At 71.9% G+C, this 14,219-nt stretch carries 13 protein-coding genes; 7 read left to right on the top strand and 6 right to left on the bottom strand.

Annotated elements, in window-relative coordinates:
* Positions 1 to 49 precede the first annotated feature (49 nt).
* Together OH804_RS25800 and OH804_RS25795 are read right to left on the bottom strand one after the other, a co-directional pair.
* A complete protein-coding gene (locus tag OH804_RS25800) occupies positions 50 to 2,350 on the bottom strand; it encodes an esterase-like activity of phytase family protein (RefSeq protein ID WP_406060046.1) in 2,301 nt (766 codons plus the stop codon).
* Positions 2,351 to 2,404: 54 nt separating this feature from the next.
* Positions 2,405 to 3,457: a hypothetical protein gene (locus OH804_RS25795; RefSeq protein ID WP_406060044.1), complete on the bottom strand. Its 1,053-nt coding sequence runs from the start codon at positions 3,455 to 3,457 to the stop codon at positions 2,405 to 2,407.
* A 144-nt stretch (positions 3,458 to 3,601) separates the two neighbouring features.
* On the opposite strand from OH804_RS25795, the gene OH804_RS25790 reads away from it, so the two are divergent.
* The 3 genes from OH804_RS25790 (at position 3,602) to OH804_RS25780 (ending at position 6,349) form a co-directional block, all read left to right on the top strand.
* Positions 3,602 to 4,354: a TIGR03089 family protein gene (locus OH804_RS25790; RefSeq protein ID WP_406060042.1), complete on the top strand. Its 753-nt coding sequence runs from the start codon at positions 3,602 to 3,604 to the stop codon at positions 4,352 to 4,354.
* A 160-nt stretch (positions 4,355 to 4,514) separates the two neighbouring features.
* Positions 4,515 to 5,477, top strand: a complete 963-nt coding sequence (locus OH804_RS25785; RefSeq protein WP_406060040.1) for a zinc metalloprotease — start codon at positions 4,515 to 4,517, stop codon at positions 5,475 to 5,477.
* 185 nt (positions 5,478 to 5,662) lie between these two features.
* On the top strand, positions 5,663 to 6,349 hold the full coding sequence (locus OH804_RS25780) for a hypothetical protein (RefSeq protein WP_406060038.1): 687 nt from the start codon (positions 5,663 to 5,665) through the stop codon (positions 6,347 to 6,349).
* 38 nt (positions 6,350 to 6,387) lie between these two features.
* On the opposite strand, the gene OH804_RS25775 is transcribed toward OH804_RS25780, so the two are convergent.
* Positions 6,388 to 6,759: a DUF4267 domain-containing protein gene (locus OH804_RS25775; RefSeq protein ID WP_406060036.1), complete on the bottom strand. Its 372-nt coding sequence runs from the start codon at positions 6,757 to 6,759 to the stop codon at positions 6,388 to 6,390.
* 89 nt (positions 6,760 to 6,848) lie between these two features.
* Between OH804_RS25775 and OH804_RS25770 the strand changes: the two genes are divergently transcribed.
* Positions 6,849 to 7,421 carry a TetR/AcrR family transcriptional regulator gene (locus OH804_RS25770; RefSeq protein ID WP_406060034.1) on the top strand — a complete coding sequence of 191 codons (573 nt, stop codon included), beginning with the start codon at positions 6,849 to 6,851 and terminating at the stop codon, positions 7,419 to 7,421.
* Between the two features lie 10 nt (positions 7,422 to 7,431).
* On the opposite strand, the gene OH804_RS25765 is transcribed toward OH804_RS25770, so the two are convergent.
* The gene (locus OH804_RS25765) at positions 7,432 to 7,689 is read right to left on the bottom strand and encodes a hypothetical protein (protein WP_406060032.1); all 258 of its coding nucleotides are present in this window, start codon (positions 7,687 to 7,689) and stop codon (positions 7,432 to 7,434) included.
* Between the two features lie 447 nt (positions 7,690 to 8,136).
* On the opposite strand from OH804_RS25765, the gene OH804_RS25760 reads away from it, so the two are divergent.
* A complete protein-coding gene (locus tag OH804_RS25760; RefSeq protein ID WP_196920742.1) occupies positions 8,137 to 8,346 on the top strand; it encodes a winged helix-turn-helix domain-containing protein in 210 nt (69 codons plus the stop codon).
* A gap of 293 nt (positions 8,347 to 8,639) precedes the next feature.
* On the opposite strand, the gene OH804_RS25755 is transcribed toward OH804_RS25760, so the two are convergent.
* Positions 8,640 to 10,319, bottom strand: coding sequence for a DNA repair helicase XPB (locus OH804_RS25755; RefSeq protein WP_091395299.1), 1,680 nt, complete (start codon positions 10,317 to 10,319; stop codon positions 8,640 to 8,642).
* Positions 10,320 to 10,491: 172 nt separating this feature from the next.
* Between OH804_RS25755 and OH804_RS25750 the strand changes: the two genes are divergently transcribed.
* Together OH804_RS25750 and OH804_RS25745 are read left to right on the top strand one after the other, a co-directional pair.
* Entirely contained in the window at positions 10,492 to 11,370 is an 879-nt protein-coding gene (locus tag OH804_RS25750; RefSeq protein WP_196920743.1) for a L,D-transpeptidase family protein, read from the top strand.
* Between the two features lie 97 nt (positions 11,371 to 11,467).
* A complete protein-coding gene (locus OH804_RS25745; RefSeq protein ID WP_357709610.1) occupies positions 11,468 to 11,704 on the top strand; it encodes a hypothetical protein in 237 nt (78 codons plus the stop codon).
* Between the two features lie 30 nt (positions 11,705 to 11,734).
* Here OH804_RS25745 and OH804_RS25740 read toward each other — a convergent pair whose 3' ends face one another.
* Entirely contained in the window at positions 11,735 to 14,218 is a 2,484-nt protein-coding gene (locus OH804_RS25740) for a helicase-associated domain-containing protein (RefSeq protein ID WP_196920745.1), read from the bottom strand.
* Position 14,219: the final 1 nt, after the last annotated feature.

The raw sequence follows: 14,219 nt of genomic DNA, 5'->3' as shown, positions 1-14,219 counted from the left end.
GCGGCCCGGCGTCCACGCTTGTGGACGCCGGGCCGAGTCGGCCGCCGGATCAGCGGCGGCCGAAGACCGTGCGGCTGGAGCCGAGGCGCAACAGCACCGTCTCGCCGGTGGCGTCCTGGACCCCGTCGTTGTCGGTGATCGCGTACACCTCGCCGTTGCCGGCCACGGTCAGACCCTCCAGCTTCTCCTGTGTCCAGCCGTCGGTGGCGCGCAGCGCGGGCAGCACGTCGACGGCGAGCGTCTTCGGCAGCACTGTCAGCGGGCCGGTCGCCGCCGCACCGGGCAGCGATACCGTGTAGACCCGCTTGACTGCGGCGGCCGGGCCGTTCAGCTTGTCCCGTTCGATGACCGCGAGCCGGTCACCGATCACGGTGATCTCGGAGAGGCCCATCCAGTCGCCGGGCACGGTGGTGGCCCCCAACTGGTAGCCGAACCAACTCCAGGTGCCCGCCGCGCCGTCGTACCGGCCGAGCCGGACGACGCCGGCCGGGTCGGTGCTCAACTCCCGCTGCACCGCCACCCACACGATCTCCCGGCCCTGCCGGTCGGTGGTCGCGGTGACGCCCTCCAGGCCCTGCTTGCCGAGACCGGCGGCGACCTCGGCGGGCAGCGCAACGGTCTGGCGGGTCACCCCGGCCGCGTCGAGCCGGACCAGCTTGTTCTCCGCGCCCTTGGCGCCCTCCACGGCCAGCCAGAAGCCGCCCTGCGGGCGGGCGAAGATGCCCTCCGCGTCGTACCCGACCGGAGCACCGGCCGCGTCCCGCACCGGCAGCGCGCCGGTGATGACGGCTGGGGTCCGCTTCGCGTCGATGCTGAGGATGCGGGTCTGGCTGTACGCAGCGTCGGTGACGCTGTAGAGCTGGTCCCGCTTGCCCGGGGCGGCGCTCAGCGCACCGAGCGCGCCCCAACCGATCGGGGCGCCGGTCCGGTCGGTGCCGGAGACGATGCTCGGGAACGTCGGGGTGGCCTTGCCGAGCTGGAAGAGCGACACCGAGGCCCGAACGTTGACAGCGGCGTCGTCCTCCTCACTGGAGACCGCGAGCAGCCCGCGCGACGGGATGGGTAGCAGCCCCTCCGGCCCGTTTGTGGTCGGCAGCACCTGCTTGAAGACCGGCCGGGTGCTGTCGCTCAGGTCGTAGACGGCGACGAAGTTGCTCCGCTCCGAACCGACGAAGGCGTACCGGACCCCGTCGTACTCGGCGACGGCCACGCCCTCCGGCTCGGTGCCCTTCTTGGCGGCCCGGTCCTCGTTGTGCAGCCCGTAGCTGACGGCGAGCCGCTCGAAGGTGTTGCCGGCGTCCCAGGCGACCCGTCCGCTGCGGCTGTCGAAGATCGACCAGCCACGGGTGCCGCCGTGCCAGTCGCCCTCGTTGGCCGTGGCGAGATAGCGGTCGTCGACCCAGGCCACCGCGTCCGGCTCGCGCGGCACGTCGGTGATGCCGCCGGTCAGGTCGATGACACCGTCCTTCCTGGTGTCGATACCGCTGATGGTGGCGGTGCCGGCGCTGAACACCGTGGTGATCCGGCCGGTGGGCAGGTCGACCAGGGCGACGCCGTTGTTCTCCTGGAGCGTCACGGCCAACTGGTTGCGGCCGTTGATCGAGACGTACTCCGGCTCGGGGTCGGTCGGCGCGGCGAGACCGGCCTGCGCCAGGGCGGGCAGCGCGCTGCCGTCCGCAGCGGTCAGCGCGACCGGCCGCAGCCGCCAACCGGCCGGAGACTTCCCGGCCAGGTCGACGATCTGCACGAAACCGGCGGGCGCCTGGGGCAGGTCGCCCTCCTCGCCGCCGGGCGGGGTGGCCTCCTCGTCGCGCTCGTTCTCGATGGCGATCGCGGCGTACCGCTTGTCCTTGCTGATCGCGATCGAGTCGGGCTGACCGCCCAGGTCGAAGCTGGCCACCCGCTTCCGAGTGGCCAGCTCGATCACGTCGAGGCGGCCGGACGGCGCGGTGTAGCTGGCGCTGGTGTTCACCACCACCAGCACGTACCTGCCGACCACGGCGACCGAGGTCGGCTCGTCCTCGGAGTCGCCGAGCTGGGCCAGGGAGAGCGTGCCGAGGCCGCGCGGCCGGTCGGCACGGGAGATGTCCAGGAAGCCGATGCGCCGGGCCAGCGCGTCGGTGTGGATCAGGGTGCGGCCGTCCTCGCTGACCGCCGAGATCTCGGCGACCGTCGCGGTGGTCGGATCCTCGCCGGCCGGACGGTTCTGGAACACCGGGTACGTGGCGACCCGGTCGAAGGCGAGCGACGGGTGGTGGTGCGCGCCGGCCGACGCGGGGGTGGCCCCGGTCAGGCTGGCGGCGGCGACACCGGCTGCGGTGAGCGCGGTGAATGCTCTTCTGAGTGTCAAGGACTTCCTCCGTTAGGTCGTACCCGCACGGAGGCTGACAGCTGTCGGGGAGCATCAGCTTGCGGCGACGTGAACAGCGGGCGAAGCACGCAGCCGCCACCAGGCACCGCCGACCAGGGCGACAGTGATGACGGTGACCGCGACGTCGCCGGCCAGGGCCGCCGCCGGGGAGGCCGGGGAGTACGGCGGCACCAGGTACGCGAACGCGGCGGCGGTGACCAGGCCCGCCGTGCCAGCCACGAGCACGTGCCGCTGCCCCCAGCGCACGCCCGACGACCAGTACGCGATCAGCCCTCCGGCGGCGGCGGCGAGTGCCAGCGCGATGGCCACCCCCGGCCAGCCGGGCGTCAGGTCGCCGCCGATTCGAACGAGAACGACGAGCAGACCCACCCCGAGCGGGTGCGGCACCCGACGGACGCGGCGCGGACGCGTGCGGCGCCAGCGGGGCAGCATTGCGACCGCGACCAGGGCGACGACCAGCACGGCGGCGAACGCCAGCTGGAGCGGGCTGGCCAGGAAGTCCTTCCGGCCGCTGCTGTCGGAGAAGATCAACAGGCTGCCGAACAGGTAGAGCACGCCGACCACGGCGAGACCGGGCCGGCCCAGCCACGGCCGCAGCCGCCGCTCCGGCCCGAGGAACGACTCGATCAGCACGATCGGCGCGCAGATGGTCAGCACGATGTGGTTGCCGACGTAGTCGAACGCCTGCCGGAGGCTGAATTCGAGCCCCGGCACCAGCGTCGCCTCGGCGGCGGCACGGGTGTCGGCGTACTGGGTGTCGTCGAGGTAGTCGGGGTTGAACAGTGACTGGTCGACCAGCCCGGCCTGGAGTACGCCGAACGCGGCGGCGAGCAGCACGATGGTCGGCCAGCCCGCGCCGAGGTGCCGGGCGGTCTCCCGGATGAGGATCGCCGCGCCGCCGTACATCGGGCCCAGGAAGATCAGCACCGGGAGGAAGTCGTCGATGGCGAAGCCACCCCAGGAGCACTCCGCCGCCCACGGCGCGAGCAGCAGCAACGCGATGACCGGCAGAAGCCGTCGGCGCAGAGGCGGACGGTCGGCGGTGGCGGGATGGCCGACGGTGACGGGTTCGGGTCCGGTCGGCATGGGCGCTCCTCGGCGGCGTTTCGGGGATCGTTCCCTGCACCGTGCGCGGGCCACATGGTCAGCCGATACGGCCATCGGCCGACGACAGGTGCGACCAAAGTCGTTGAGTACTGTGGTGCCGACGTCGACTCGGGGAGCGTGGAGATGCAGCCAACCGTCACGGCCGACCTGGCGGCCCGGCCCGTCGAGGCCGAGCGTCCGCTGCTCAGCTACCGCGACGAGGCGACCGGCGAGCGCGTCGACCTGACCGCCCAGCAGGTCGGCCAGTGGGCGGCTCGCAGCGCGAGCCTGCTGCGGGACGGCTGCGGGCTCGGCCCCGGCAGCCGCGTAGCGGTCCTGCTGCCGCCGCACTGGCGTACCGCCGCGGTGTTGTTGGGCGCCTGGGCCTCCGGCCTGGCGGTGTCGTTCCGACCGCGTGCCACCGCGGGCCTGGCGGTGCTCGAACCGGGCGGTGACCGGCCGTTCGACGCGGTCTTCGTGACGCCGGAGCGGCAGGACGACTGGCTGGAGGACGTGCCGGACGCGCCGCACCGCTACCTCGTCGGCACCGGGCCGGGGCAGCTGGACGACGTGCCGTTGGGCTGGTTGGACTGGTCCGCCGAGGTGCTCCGGCACGGCGACGGCGCACCCGACCACACCGCCATCCATCCGTCGGACCCGGCCACCGCGGACGGCACCACCTACGGTCAGTGGGGTGCGCTCGCCCAGGAGTTCGCCACGATGCTGGATCTGCGCGCCGGCGACCGGCTGCTTGTCGACGCCGCCGAGACCGAGCAGCCGCTGAAGTGGTTGCTCGCGCCGCTCTCGGCCGGCGCGTCAGTGGTGATCAGCGCCAACCTCGACCCGGCGCGGCGGGACGCGGTCGTCGCCGCCGAACAGGTGACCCGGGTCCTCTGAACTCCACCGGATCGGCCCAAACAGCGCTGGCCGATCCGGTTCCGTTACATCGCCATCTGCCCTGCTCAGAGGGTCTTTTGTCGATGCCGTCGGCGTGTTCTCATACCGGAACAGCGACCTCATCGACCCCGCACCGCCACCCTCATCGAAAGGTGCACCGATGCGCAGAAGACCGACCTTCCGACTGGCGGTCCTCACCGCCACCGCCGCGACGTTAGTGGCATCCGGCGGTGCCTCCGGGGCCCTCGCCACGGCCGCGCCCGCGACCGCCTCCCCGGGCGTCACCGCGTGTGAGCCGGGTGCCGACGCGCACAGCGCAGCCCGGGTAGCCGAGGGCGCCACCGCCCAGGAGCCGGAGCTGTACTCCACGAACGAAGCCAACGCCTACGGCGTGATCAAGGACGCGCCGCGCCTGGCGAACGGCAGCGTCACGGTGCCGACGGTCTTCCACATGATCTCCGACCATCCGCTCACCGCAGCCGAGACGACCAGGTGGAACACCCTGATCGCCGCGCAGATGACGGTGCTCAACGACTCGTTCGCGGGCCGCACGGCGGGAGACGCCTCCAACACCCCGTTCCGGTTCTCACTCGTCGACACGACGTGGACCGTGAACAGCGCCTGGTACACGGTCGTGCCTGGCAAGAACGAGCGGGACATGAAGAAGGCGCTGTACACAGGCGACTCGCGGACCCTGAACGTGTACGCGGCCAACATCGGCGACGGGCTGCTCGGCTGGGCGTACTTCCCGAAGGGCTACAACAACGGGCGTGACTACATCGACGGTGTGGTGATGCTCGACGAGTCGATGCCGGGCGGCACGGCCGGCAAGTACGCCCTGGGTGACACGCTGACGCACGAGGTCGGGCACTGGCTGATGCTGGAGCACACCTTCGCGCACGGCTGCTCCGCGTCCGGCGACTTCGTGGCGGACACCCCGCGCGAGGCGGCGCCGCAGTTCAACTGCCCGGTGGGCGCGGACTCCTGCACCGCGCCCGGGCTCGACCCGATCCACAACTTCATGGACTACACGCAGGACTCCTGCATGAACATGTTCACCGCCGGGCAGGCCGACCGGATGAGCGACGCCTGGGTGGCGTTCCGGGCCGGCGGGGCCGGATAGCCCACTGGAGGTCGGGGGCCGGCGGGTCGTTCCGCCGGCTCCTTCGGCTTCACCCTTCCGGTGGAGCCCGCTCGTTCCTTCGATCCTCACGTTTCGCCTGCTCCTACGCTTCGCCGAAGGTATCTGACACTTTCATCGGCGGAGGACACATGGCGTCGGGGCGTACACGTCGGACACTGGCGTCGGTGGTCGCCGGTGGCCTGTTCGCTCTCGGTGTGGTCGCGCCCGGCCCGGCGGCGGCACCGCTGCCCCGCGCGGCCCAGGCCGACGGCCCCACAGTTCCCGAACCGCGCGAGCCGCGCCCACCGCTGCTCCCTGCCGACTTCCAGGGCACCGGCCGGTACATCGTGCGTGACCTGGGCATCGATGTGCCGTTCTCGTGGCAGGGCCGGGACGGCAACAGTCAGATGACCGCCGGCGGCCCGGACCACCCCATCTGGTTCACGAACCTGATCTACGAGAACACGCTCTACACGCTCACCTACAGGTGGCCGAACATCCCGCTGTTCCCGCCCCGCGCGTGCAGCAAGATCCCGGGGTTCTTCAACCGGCAGATCTTCAACGACAAGCTGAAGACCGCCCGCTACGTGGGGCCGGAGATCCTCCAGGGTGACCAGGACCGGCACGTCGACCACTGGCGGGTCGGGGTGGTCGGGGGTTCCACAGTGCCGGGGGAGTTCTTCCGGTTCCCGCTCGCGCTCGGCGACATCTACGTCGACCAGCACGACCCGACCCGGTGGTGGCAGGTGTTGCAGTTCGGCCTGCAGAACCTCTTCGACCCGGAACTGGACGAGTGGTTCACCATGGACACCTTCGAGCACCGCCCCGGCGAGGTCACCCTCCCCGACCGCTGCCCACCCCCCACGTCGTGACCCATCGACAGGCAGGGTCAGGTTTGGGCCGAGCCCGGTTAGAGGGCGAACAGCAGTGCGGCGTTCAGGAGGACGACGAGGGCGGTGGCGAAGTGGATGCCGAAGGCGACGGCCTTCGTCCCGCCGTTCCGCAGCACGATGAGGGTGTCGCCCAGTGGGACGAGCGCGACGACAAGCATGAACCACGCGACCGCGTCGGCGGTCGTGAAGGCGATCAGGGCGAGGCCGAGCAGGCCGAAGGTGAGGTCTTTCAGCCCTTTGACCGTCAGGTAGGCGGGATCTCCGTCCGGGCGGGCCGGCACGCCGTATCCGGTGGCCGCGGCCTGGGGCACCAGCAGGAACCGCGCGCCGATGAAGGCGACGAAGAGGCTGAGTACGACGGCGAGCCCGTAGGCGAGGGGTGCCAGCATGAGTCTGCTCCAATTCCTAGCGCTGCTAGATATGAGAGCGACGCTAGCAGAGCGCCGACAGGAACGCTAGCGCTGCTAGGATTGCTGTCATGTCGACACAGGGACGCCGGGAGCGCGAGCGGGCGGAACGGGAACAGGCGATCATCACCGCGGCACGCGACCTGGCCCTGGCGGAAGGCTGGGACGCGGTGACCACCCGCCGACTCGCCGCCGAGATCGAGTACAGCCAGCCCGTCCTCTACAGCCACTTCAAGGGCAAGGACGCCATCATGGCGGCGGTAGCCGTCGAGGGCTTCGCCGAGCTGGCCGACGCCCTGGCCACGGCCCGGGCCTCGGCCGCCACTCCCCGGCAGGCGGTCGCCGACGTCGCGGCGGCATACGTCGCGTTCGCCGAGCAACGTCCCGCGATCTACGACGCGATGTTCACCCTCGCCGTAGACCTGCCGTTCGCCACCCAGGCCGTCCCGACGGACCTGGCCCGAGGCTTCGCCGAACTGGCCGAGACGGTGCGCCCAGTGGCGGGGGACGACGACCTGGAGACGCTCACCGAGACGTTCTGGAGCGGCCTGCACGGACTGGTCACGCTGATGCGCAGCGGCCGGCTCCGCCGCCCCGGCCACGACCGCCGGCTGGCAGTGCTGGTGGACCGCTTCTCCCCGTGAGCGTCGCCGGTCAGGGCTGACGCGTTCGTCGCGCGCAGGGCGCGAGGTGGTCGACCGGCAGGGCGAACCGCGCGCCGCCGGGCAGTGGCCGATCACAGAAGACCCAATGTCGTACGCCCTGCTGGTCCTCCGCAGAGACGGTCACCCCGCCCGGCTCGACCCGCGCGCTGAGCCGGACCAACACCCGAGCGGCGGTACGCGCGAAGATCCGGGCGCGCAGCAGGTCAGGCGCGGTGATCGGCAGGTGGATCACCCAACGGTCGCTCATCGGTGGCGGCACTGTTCGAGGAGCTGCCAGGGCTGCGGCGACTCTTCCCGCCTTCTCGTCTGGTTGCGCACGTGGCTGCCCTTCGTCGGATGGGATCGACGTGCAGGGGCGGTCTCCGCCGGTTGCGTTCGGCGGAGACCGCCCGCCCGCGGCCGTCCGGGGGGTACGGCAGCAGGGCCGCGCCGGTGGAGCGCGGCGAGTGGGGTCTCGACGGGTCGGATCTCGGCGGCGATGCGAGGCCGGTACGAGAGGCGCCAACCGACCGCAGCAGCACCGCATCACCGAGAGCGACGCTACCGATACTGAGTCACCTATGTCAAGCACGTCTTCGAGTCATCTACCCACCTACGTCACTCGCGCTACATACGTTGCCTGCGTCGAAGCGGCTGATCAATACTGGGCGAGCCAACCGACTGCAAGGGGCTCCACGTGCCTATCCCGCCCACGATGGACGAGCTGCTCGACGATCTTCTGAAGAAGATCAAGGACGGGACCTATCCGCCGGGGTCACAGCTTCCGTCCGGGCGCGTGCTGGCGGACGAATACGACGTCTCGCAGTCCACGATCAGCCGTGCGGTGGCGAAGCTGCGGCAACAGGACGTGCTCGTCGGGCGTCCGGGGCGCGGGGTCTTCGTCGCGGAGTCCCGCAAGCGCTGACGCTCGCTCCCTGCCCGGAGCGCGGTGCCCGGGGCGTGTGGAGCGCGTTGCACGAGGCGTGAGTTGCCTGGCGTTGCCGGTGGCCGCCGTCCAGGCCGGACGGTTGACTCGTCTACGACATCAGCTCGATAGCGAGCGCGAGAGACACCCGTTCCCGCCCCGCACCCGCGTCCACCGCGCTGATCGACTCGGCTTTCAGGCAACCGGGGCATCAGAGCGTCCGGGACACCGCGACTTCCTGATAACCGAGTCGGTCAAGGCCGCAAACCGAGTCGGTCAAGGCCGCGTGGGCGTCAGTCGACGGTCGGCAGCTTCGGGCCGAGGACGTCGTCGGCGTCGACGATCGTGTACGCGTAGCCCTGCTCGGCGAGGAAGCGTTGCCGGTGCGCCGCGTACTCCGTGTCGATCGTGTCCCGGGACACCACCGTGTAGAAGTGCGCCTGCCGGCCGTCGGCCTTCGGCCGCAGCACCCGACCGAGCCGCTGCGCCTCCTCCTGACGCGACCCGAACGTCCCGGACACCTGGATCGCCACCGCCGCCTCCGGCAGGTCGATCGAGAAGTTGCCGACCTTCGAGATCACCAGGGTCCGCAACTCACCGGACCGGAACGCGTCGAAGAGCCGCTCCCGCTCCTTGTTGGTGGTCGAGCCCTGGATGATCGGCGCGTCGAGGTATTCGCCGAGCTGGTGCAACTGGTCGATGTACGCACCGATCACCAGCACCTGGTCGTCCGGGTGCCTGTCGACAAGCGCCTTGACCACCGGCAGCTTGGTGCGGGCGGTCGCCGCCATCCGGTAACGCTCCTCGGCCTCCGCCGTCGCGTACGACATCCGCTCCGCGTCGGTCAGCGTCACCCGGACCTCGGTGCACTCGGCCGGGGCGATCCAGCCCTGCGACTCGATGTCCTTCCACGGCGCGTCGTACCGCTTCGGCCCGATGAGGCTGAACACGTCACCCTCGCGGCCGTCCTCGCGTACCAGGGTCGCAGTCAGGCCCAGCCGGCGGCGGGCCTGGAGGTCCGCGGTGAACCGGAAGATCGGCGCGGGCAGCAGGTGCACCTCGTCGTAGACGACCAGGCCCCAGTCGCGGGCCCCGAAGAGGTCCAGGTGGGTGAACGCGCCGCCGCGCCGCGAGGTGAGCACCTGGTACGTGGCGATGGTGACCGGGCGGATCTCCTTGCGCTCGCCCGAGTATTCGCCGATCTCCTCCTCGGTCAGCGACGTGCGGGCGATCAGCTCCCGCTTCCACTGCCGGCCGGCGACCGTGTTGGTGACCAGGATCAGTGTGGTCGCCTTCGCCTCGGCCATCGCCGCCGCGCCGACAAGGGTCTTGCCCGCGCCGCAGGGCAGCACCACCACCCCCGACCCGCCGGCCCAGAACGCCTCGACGGCTTCCCGCTGGTACGAGCGCAGCGTCCACGGCTTACGCCCGTCCTTGCCGGCCTCGGCCAGCTCGATCGGGTGCGCCTCACCGTCGACGTAACCGGCCAGGTCCTCCGCCGGCCAGCCCAGCTTGAGCAGCGCCTGCTTGAGCCGGCCGCGCTCGGACGGGTGCACCCGGATGGTGTCGTCGTCGATCTTGTCGCCGAGCATCCCGGCGAGCTTCTTGCTCTTGGCCACCTCGATCAGCACCAGCCGGTCCAGTGCGCGCAGCACCAGCCCGTACGCCGGGTCATTGGCGAGCTGGAGCCGGCCGTACCGGTCCATCGTCTCGGCCACGTCCACCAGCAGCGCGTGCGGCACCGGGTAGCGGGAGTACTTGAGCAGCGAATCCACGACACCCTCGGCGTCGTGGCCCGCCGCGCGGGCGTTCCACAGACCCAGCGGGGTCAGGCGATAGGTGTGCACGTGCTCCGGCGAGCGTTCCAGCTCCGCGAACGGCGCGATCGCCATCCGGCAGGCCTGCGCGTCGGGGTGGTCGATCTCCAGCAGCAGGGTCTTGTCCGACTGCACGATCAGTGGTCCACCGCTCACGCCAGCGTCCTCTCCTCGGTTGGCCGACCGGCCTGAACGGGTCGCATACCCGCCGCTGGCCGACCATCCAGTGTTGCACGATGCGGGACTGCAGAAGAAAGATGCTCACCGGGCGCAACCGTGATGGCACTCACGAACGTCTAGTAAAGGGACGACTGTCTGGGGAGGTCCCATGAAGCATGTCCGGATCACTTCCCGGCTGGTCGCCCTTGGGGTGGTCGTGCTGGTCGGCGCGGGTGCGTGCGCGTTCGAACCGCAGTCCGGCGGGAGTGGTGGCGGGGGAGCCGCCCCAGCCGGTGCGGCGGAACAGGCAACGGGGGCGAGCGACACGCCCGGGCCCGACCAGCGCGGCCGGCCCACGCCGGCCGCGCCCACCCCGAAACCCACCCGGAAACCCACGCCGAAGCCGACCCGCCCGGCACCCACGAAAACCCCCGGCACCGGTACGCCCACCGTCGCCGGCTGCCCCCAGGGTCAGCACCAGCGCGCGGTGGAGACCCACCTGGCCCGGTTGGGTGGGTTCGGGGCGGTGACAGTGGACGGCCGGCAGTCCGCCGCCGACTGCGCCGCGATCAAGAAGTTCCAGAAGAGGTACGGCATTCGCCCCGTCGAGGGCCGCGCCGGACCGACCACCCTCGACGTGGCCCAGCGCCTCGCCACCACCGACACGGCCCGGTGCAAGGCCGGCACCGGCACCACGTTCTGCGTCGACCTGACCCGGCAGACCGTCTGGGCGCTCCGCGGCGGCAAGGTGATCATGGCGCCGACGGTGACCCGCACCGGCATGTCCGGCTACCGCACCCCGGCCGGCACGTACACCGTCAACTACCGCAACCCCAAGGAGTGGTCCGACCCGTACGAGGTGTGGCTGCCGTACTGGCAGCACTTCACCCAGGGGATGGGCTTCCACGAGACCACCACCTACCTGCACGAGAAGTCGATCGGCTCGCACGGGTGCGTCAACCTCCTGCACGCCGACGCCGTCCGGATGTGGGAACTCGGCAAGGTCGGCACCCGGGTGGTGCTGATCGGTCGACGCCCCGGCACCTGAGCGACACGCAGCGAATCGGGGCGATAACCCCCTGTCCGACCGGACCAACGAGTGTCACCCTTGGAGTCCAGGGCCGGACCGGGCGGGGAGGCTGGGTATGACGGTCGACCGTGACGTGATCGCGGAGCACGAGCAAGCACCACCCGACGAGGTGTCCCGGGCGACCGTGATCGCGTACGCCGTCGCGGCGACGCTCCTCCTCGGCTGGTTCCTCTTCGGTTGGCTGGTGCTCCAGCAGGGCTTCGTCGACTCGGTCGGGGAGTCCGCCGGTGCCGGCTTCGCGCTGCTGCTGATCATCTCGGTGGTCGGCACCGTACGCCGCAGCCGCCGCTGACCAACAGCGCCCGCGCGGTGGCGCCGCCGGTCAGTCCGCCACTACCGCCGCGGTGATCCGGTGCAGGGCGAACGTGTGCAGCATCTCGGTCCGTTCGTCCTCGGCCCGCAGATAGCCGGCACCGATGGACACCGGCTTGAGCAGGCGTGACGCGGTAGCCCCGTGCGCGTCGACGTAACCCACCCAGACCAGCGCCTTGTCCCGGACCGCCTGCTGGAGCACCGCCAGGGCCTCGCTGTGGGTGTGCGCCGGCACCGGGCCGCCGCCCAGCCCTGGCGCTCCGCCGCGCACCACCGCCGGTGCCCGCCGGGCGGCCCGCGCCGCCGCGTCACCCCGCCGGATGTGCTCCACGACGCCGAGCAGCCGGGGCATGGGCAGCTTCGGGGCGGCCAGCGGATCCAGCGTCCGGGTGGTCACCGTCCCCCGGGCCGGTGCCCGCCGGATTCGCGGCCGGGCCAGCACCGTGCTGCCGGTGCCGTCCTCCTGCACCGGCGCGTACCCCGCGTCGCGGAGCGCGCCCAGCAACCGACCAACCTGGTACTGGGTACACAGCACCGTCGGCGCGAGCCGGCGCAGCGCCAACGACTCCAACCGCCGGTCGGCCAGCACCTCGCTGATCAGAGTCTCGTCGTCGCTGCGCAGGTACGCCCCGGCCAGGCCGACCCGCAACCCGCCGTGCTTACGGGCCACGTCGTCGATCAGGTAGGTGAGCCCCTGCGGCACCGGGGTACGCGACCGACGCCGGAACACGTCGTGCAGGTCGTCGGCCGTGTAGCCGGAATCCAGTGCCCGCCGCACGCTGGCCGTGGTGACCCGGTGCACGCTGGCCCCTCCGGCCGACTCGAGCTCGGTCATCGCCTCCAACTCGACCGAGAGTGCCGGCTCGGGTGGACCGGGCACCACCACTGTCAGGTCGGCCTGCACCAGGAAATGGTCGACCGGGGCGGGCAGCAGAGCGTCCAGCGCCCGCGCGGCACCGGACGGGTCGCCGCTCTCGACGTCCGCGTGCACGCCCAGCGGGTCGTCACCCCGCTCGTCGGTCGACGTCAGGTCACCCAGCAGCAACCGACCGTACGAGGTGAGCGCCCCCAGCCCCGTCACGCCCAGCTGCGCGGCCTCGGCCAGCACCTCCCGGTGGGCGGCGTCCCGGCCCCGGCTGCGGCGCGGGGCCCGCCAGTCCAGCAGGTCCTGCACCTCCTGCGGGGTGGGCGCCGTCGCCGGTTCCAGGTCGGCGAGTACGCCGAGCACCGCCCGTCGGGTGGCCGGCACGCTGGCCCGTTCGGCCTCGGCGGAGAGCGCGGTGATCGGCCGGTCCCGGTCGTCACGTCGGCCCACCAGCCCCACCTGCCGGGTCATGGTCAGCCACGCACGGGCGAGCTGTTCCCACCGTTGGGCCAGCGAGGCGGCCCGCCACACCTCGTACCCGCCGGTCGGCAGCACCTGCTGATCCGCGCCGTACCGGCCGGTGGTCGCGCCGGGCATCTCCAGCTCACCGAGGATGCCCGCCGCGTACGCGACCTCCAGCAGCAGCGCAGTCGTCGGTTCGTCCAGTCCGGCGGTACGCGCCAACCGGCGCAGATCCCGCACCCCGATGCCGCCCGACCGCAGCACCGGCGCGGGTTCGTCGGCGAGCTGCTCCAGCAGCCCTTCGGTGTTCCGGACCACCTCCATGGTCTGCCCGGCCCCGGCCGAGTCGACAGCCTTCGGCTCCCGCGGCGCGGCGGCCACCGGCGGCGGGCTGGTACGCAGTGGCCCGAGCGGGCCGCTGTCGCGGCGCAGCAGCAGGCCGACCTCGCGGGGCAGCTCCACAGTTCCGCTGGCCGTTGACGAGCCGGTCGTCACCGGGACCAGCAGCCGGTTGTCGACGAGCCACCGCACCGGGGAGCCGGCCGGGGCGCCCCCGTTGGTCGGGTCGGAGAGGACCGGGTCCTCCGCGCCGAGCGGCGGCGCCTGCAACGCCCCGGGCGGCACGCTGCCCACCGGCGGGCCGGCCGCCAACCGGTCCAGGATCGCCCGGGCCGAGGGCGGGGCGGCGAGCACCGTCCGTCGGAGCTTCGCCGGGTCCGCGCAGAGCGCGGCCGTGCGCGGGTCCAGCTCCGCGGCCGGCCGGCCGAGCCCAGCGGGGTACGGGGCGACTTCGTCGACGGCGGGCACCACCTGGAGTGCGTGCTCCGGGCCGTACAGCAGGAAGAGCGCACGCAGTCGGCCCACGGCGGCCCGGACGGCCGTCGGCGCCGGCGGTTGCGGCCCGGAGGTCGCCATCGCGAGCACTGTGTCGGTGGCCGTGGTGGCGTCGTCCGGATTCCGGGTGAGGCGGGCGGCGTCGAGGATCTGGAGGGTGAACTGGTCCAGACCGTCCAGCGCGCGGGCCACGGAGACCCGGGACTGGGCCCGGATGGCCAGGGCGGAGACGTCGGCCGGCACGGGCACGACGAGGTCGGGCCGCAGTTGGAGGAGCGCGGCCAGTGACTCGTCGGGCAGCGACCGCAGGTGGTCGGCGAGTGAGGTGGTCATC

The organism is Micromonospora sp. NBC_00860 (assembly GCF_045207375.1).
Taxonomy (GTDB): Bacteria; Actinomycetota; Actinomycetes; order Mycobacteriales; family Micromonosporaceae; genus Micromonospora; species Micromonospora vinacea.
This window is presented reverse-complemented; position numbering and strand designations above follow the sequence as displayed.

Coding starts and splice junctions, on each gene's coding strand:
- OH804_RS25795 (WP_406060044.1), bottom strand. CDS start 3,457: ATGCCGACCGGACCCGAACCCGTCACCGTCGGCCATCCCGCCACCGCC.
- OH804_RS25790 (WP_406060042.1), top strand. CDS start 3,602: ATGCAGCCAACCGTCACGGCCGACCTGGCGGCCCGGCCCGTCGAGGCC.
- OH804_RS25785 (WP_406060040.1), top strand. CDS start 4,515: ATGCGCAGAAGACCGACCTTCCGACTGGCGGTCCTCACCGCCACCGCC.
- OH804_RS25775 (WP_406060036.1), bottom strand. CDS start 6,759: ATGCTGGCACCCCTCGCCTACGGGCTCGCCGTCGTACTCAGCCTCTTC.
- OH804_RS25770 (WP_406060034.1), top strand. CDS start 6,849: ATGTCGACACAGGGACGCCGGGAGCGCGAGCGGGCGGAACGGGAACAG.
- OH804_RS25765 (WP_406060032.1), bottom strand. CDS start 7,689: ATGAGCGACCGTTGGGTGATCCACCTGCCGATCACCGCGCCTGACCTG.
- OH804_RS25760 (WP_196920742.1), top strand. CDS start 8,137: ATGGACGAGCTGCTCGACGATCTTCTGAAGAAGATCAAGGACGGGACC.
- OH804_RS25750 (WP_196920743.1), top strand. CDS start 10,492: ATGAAGCATGTCCGGATCACTTCCCGGCTGGTCGCCCTTGGGGTGGTC.
- OH804_RS25745 (WP_357709610.1), top strand. CDS start 11,468: ATGACGGTCGACCGTGACGTGATCGCGGAGCACGAGCAAGCACCACCC.
- OH804_RS25740 (WP_196920745.1), bottom strand. CDS start 14,218: ATGACCACCTCACTCGCCGACCACCTGCGGTCGCTGCCCGACGAGTCA.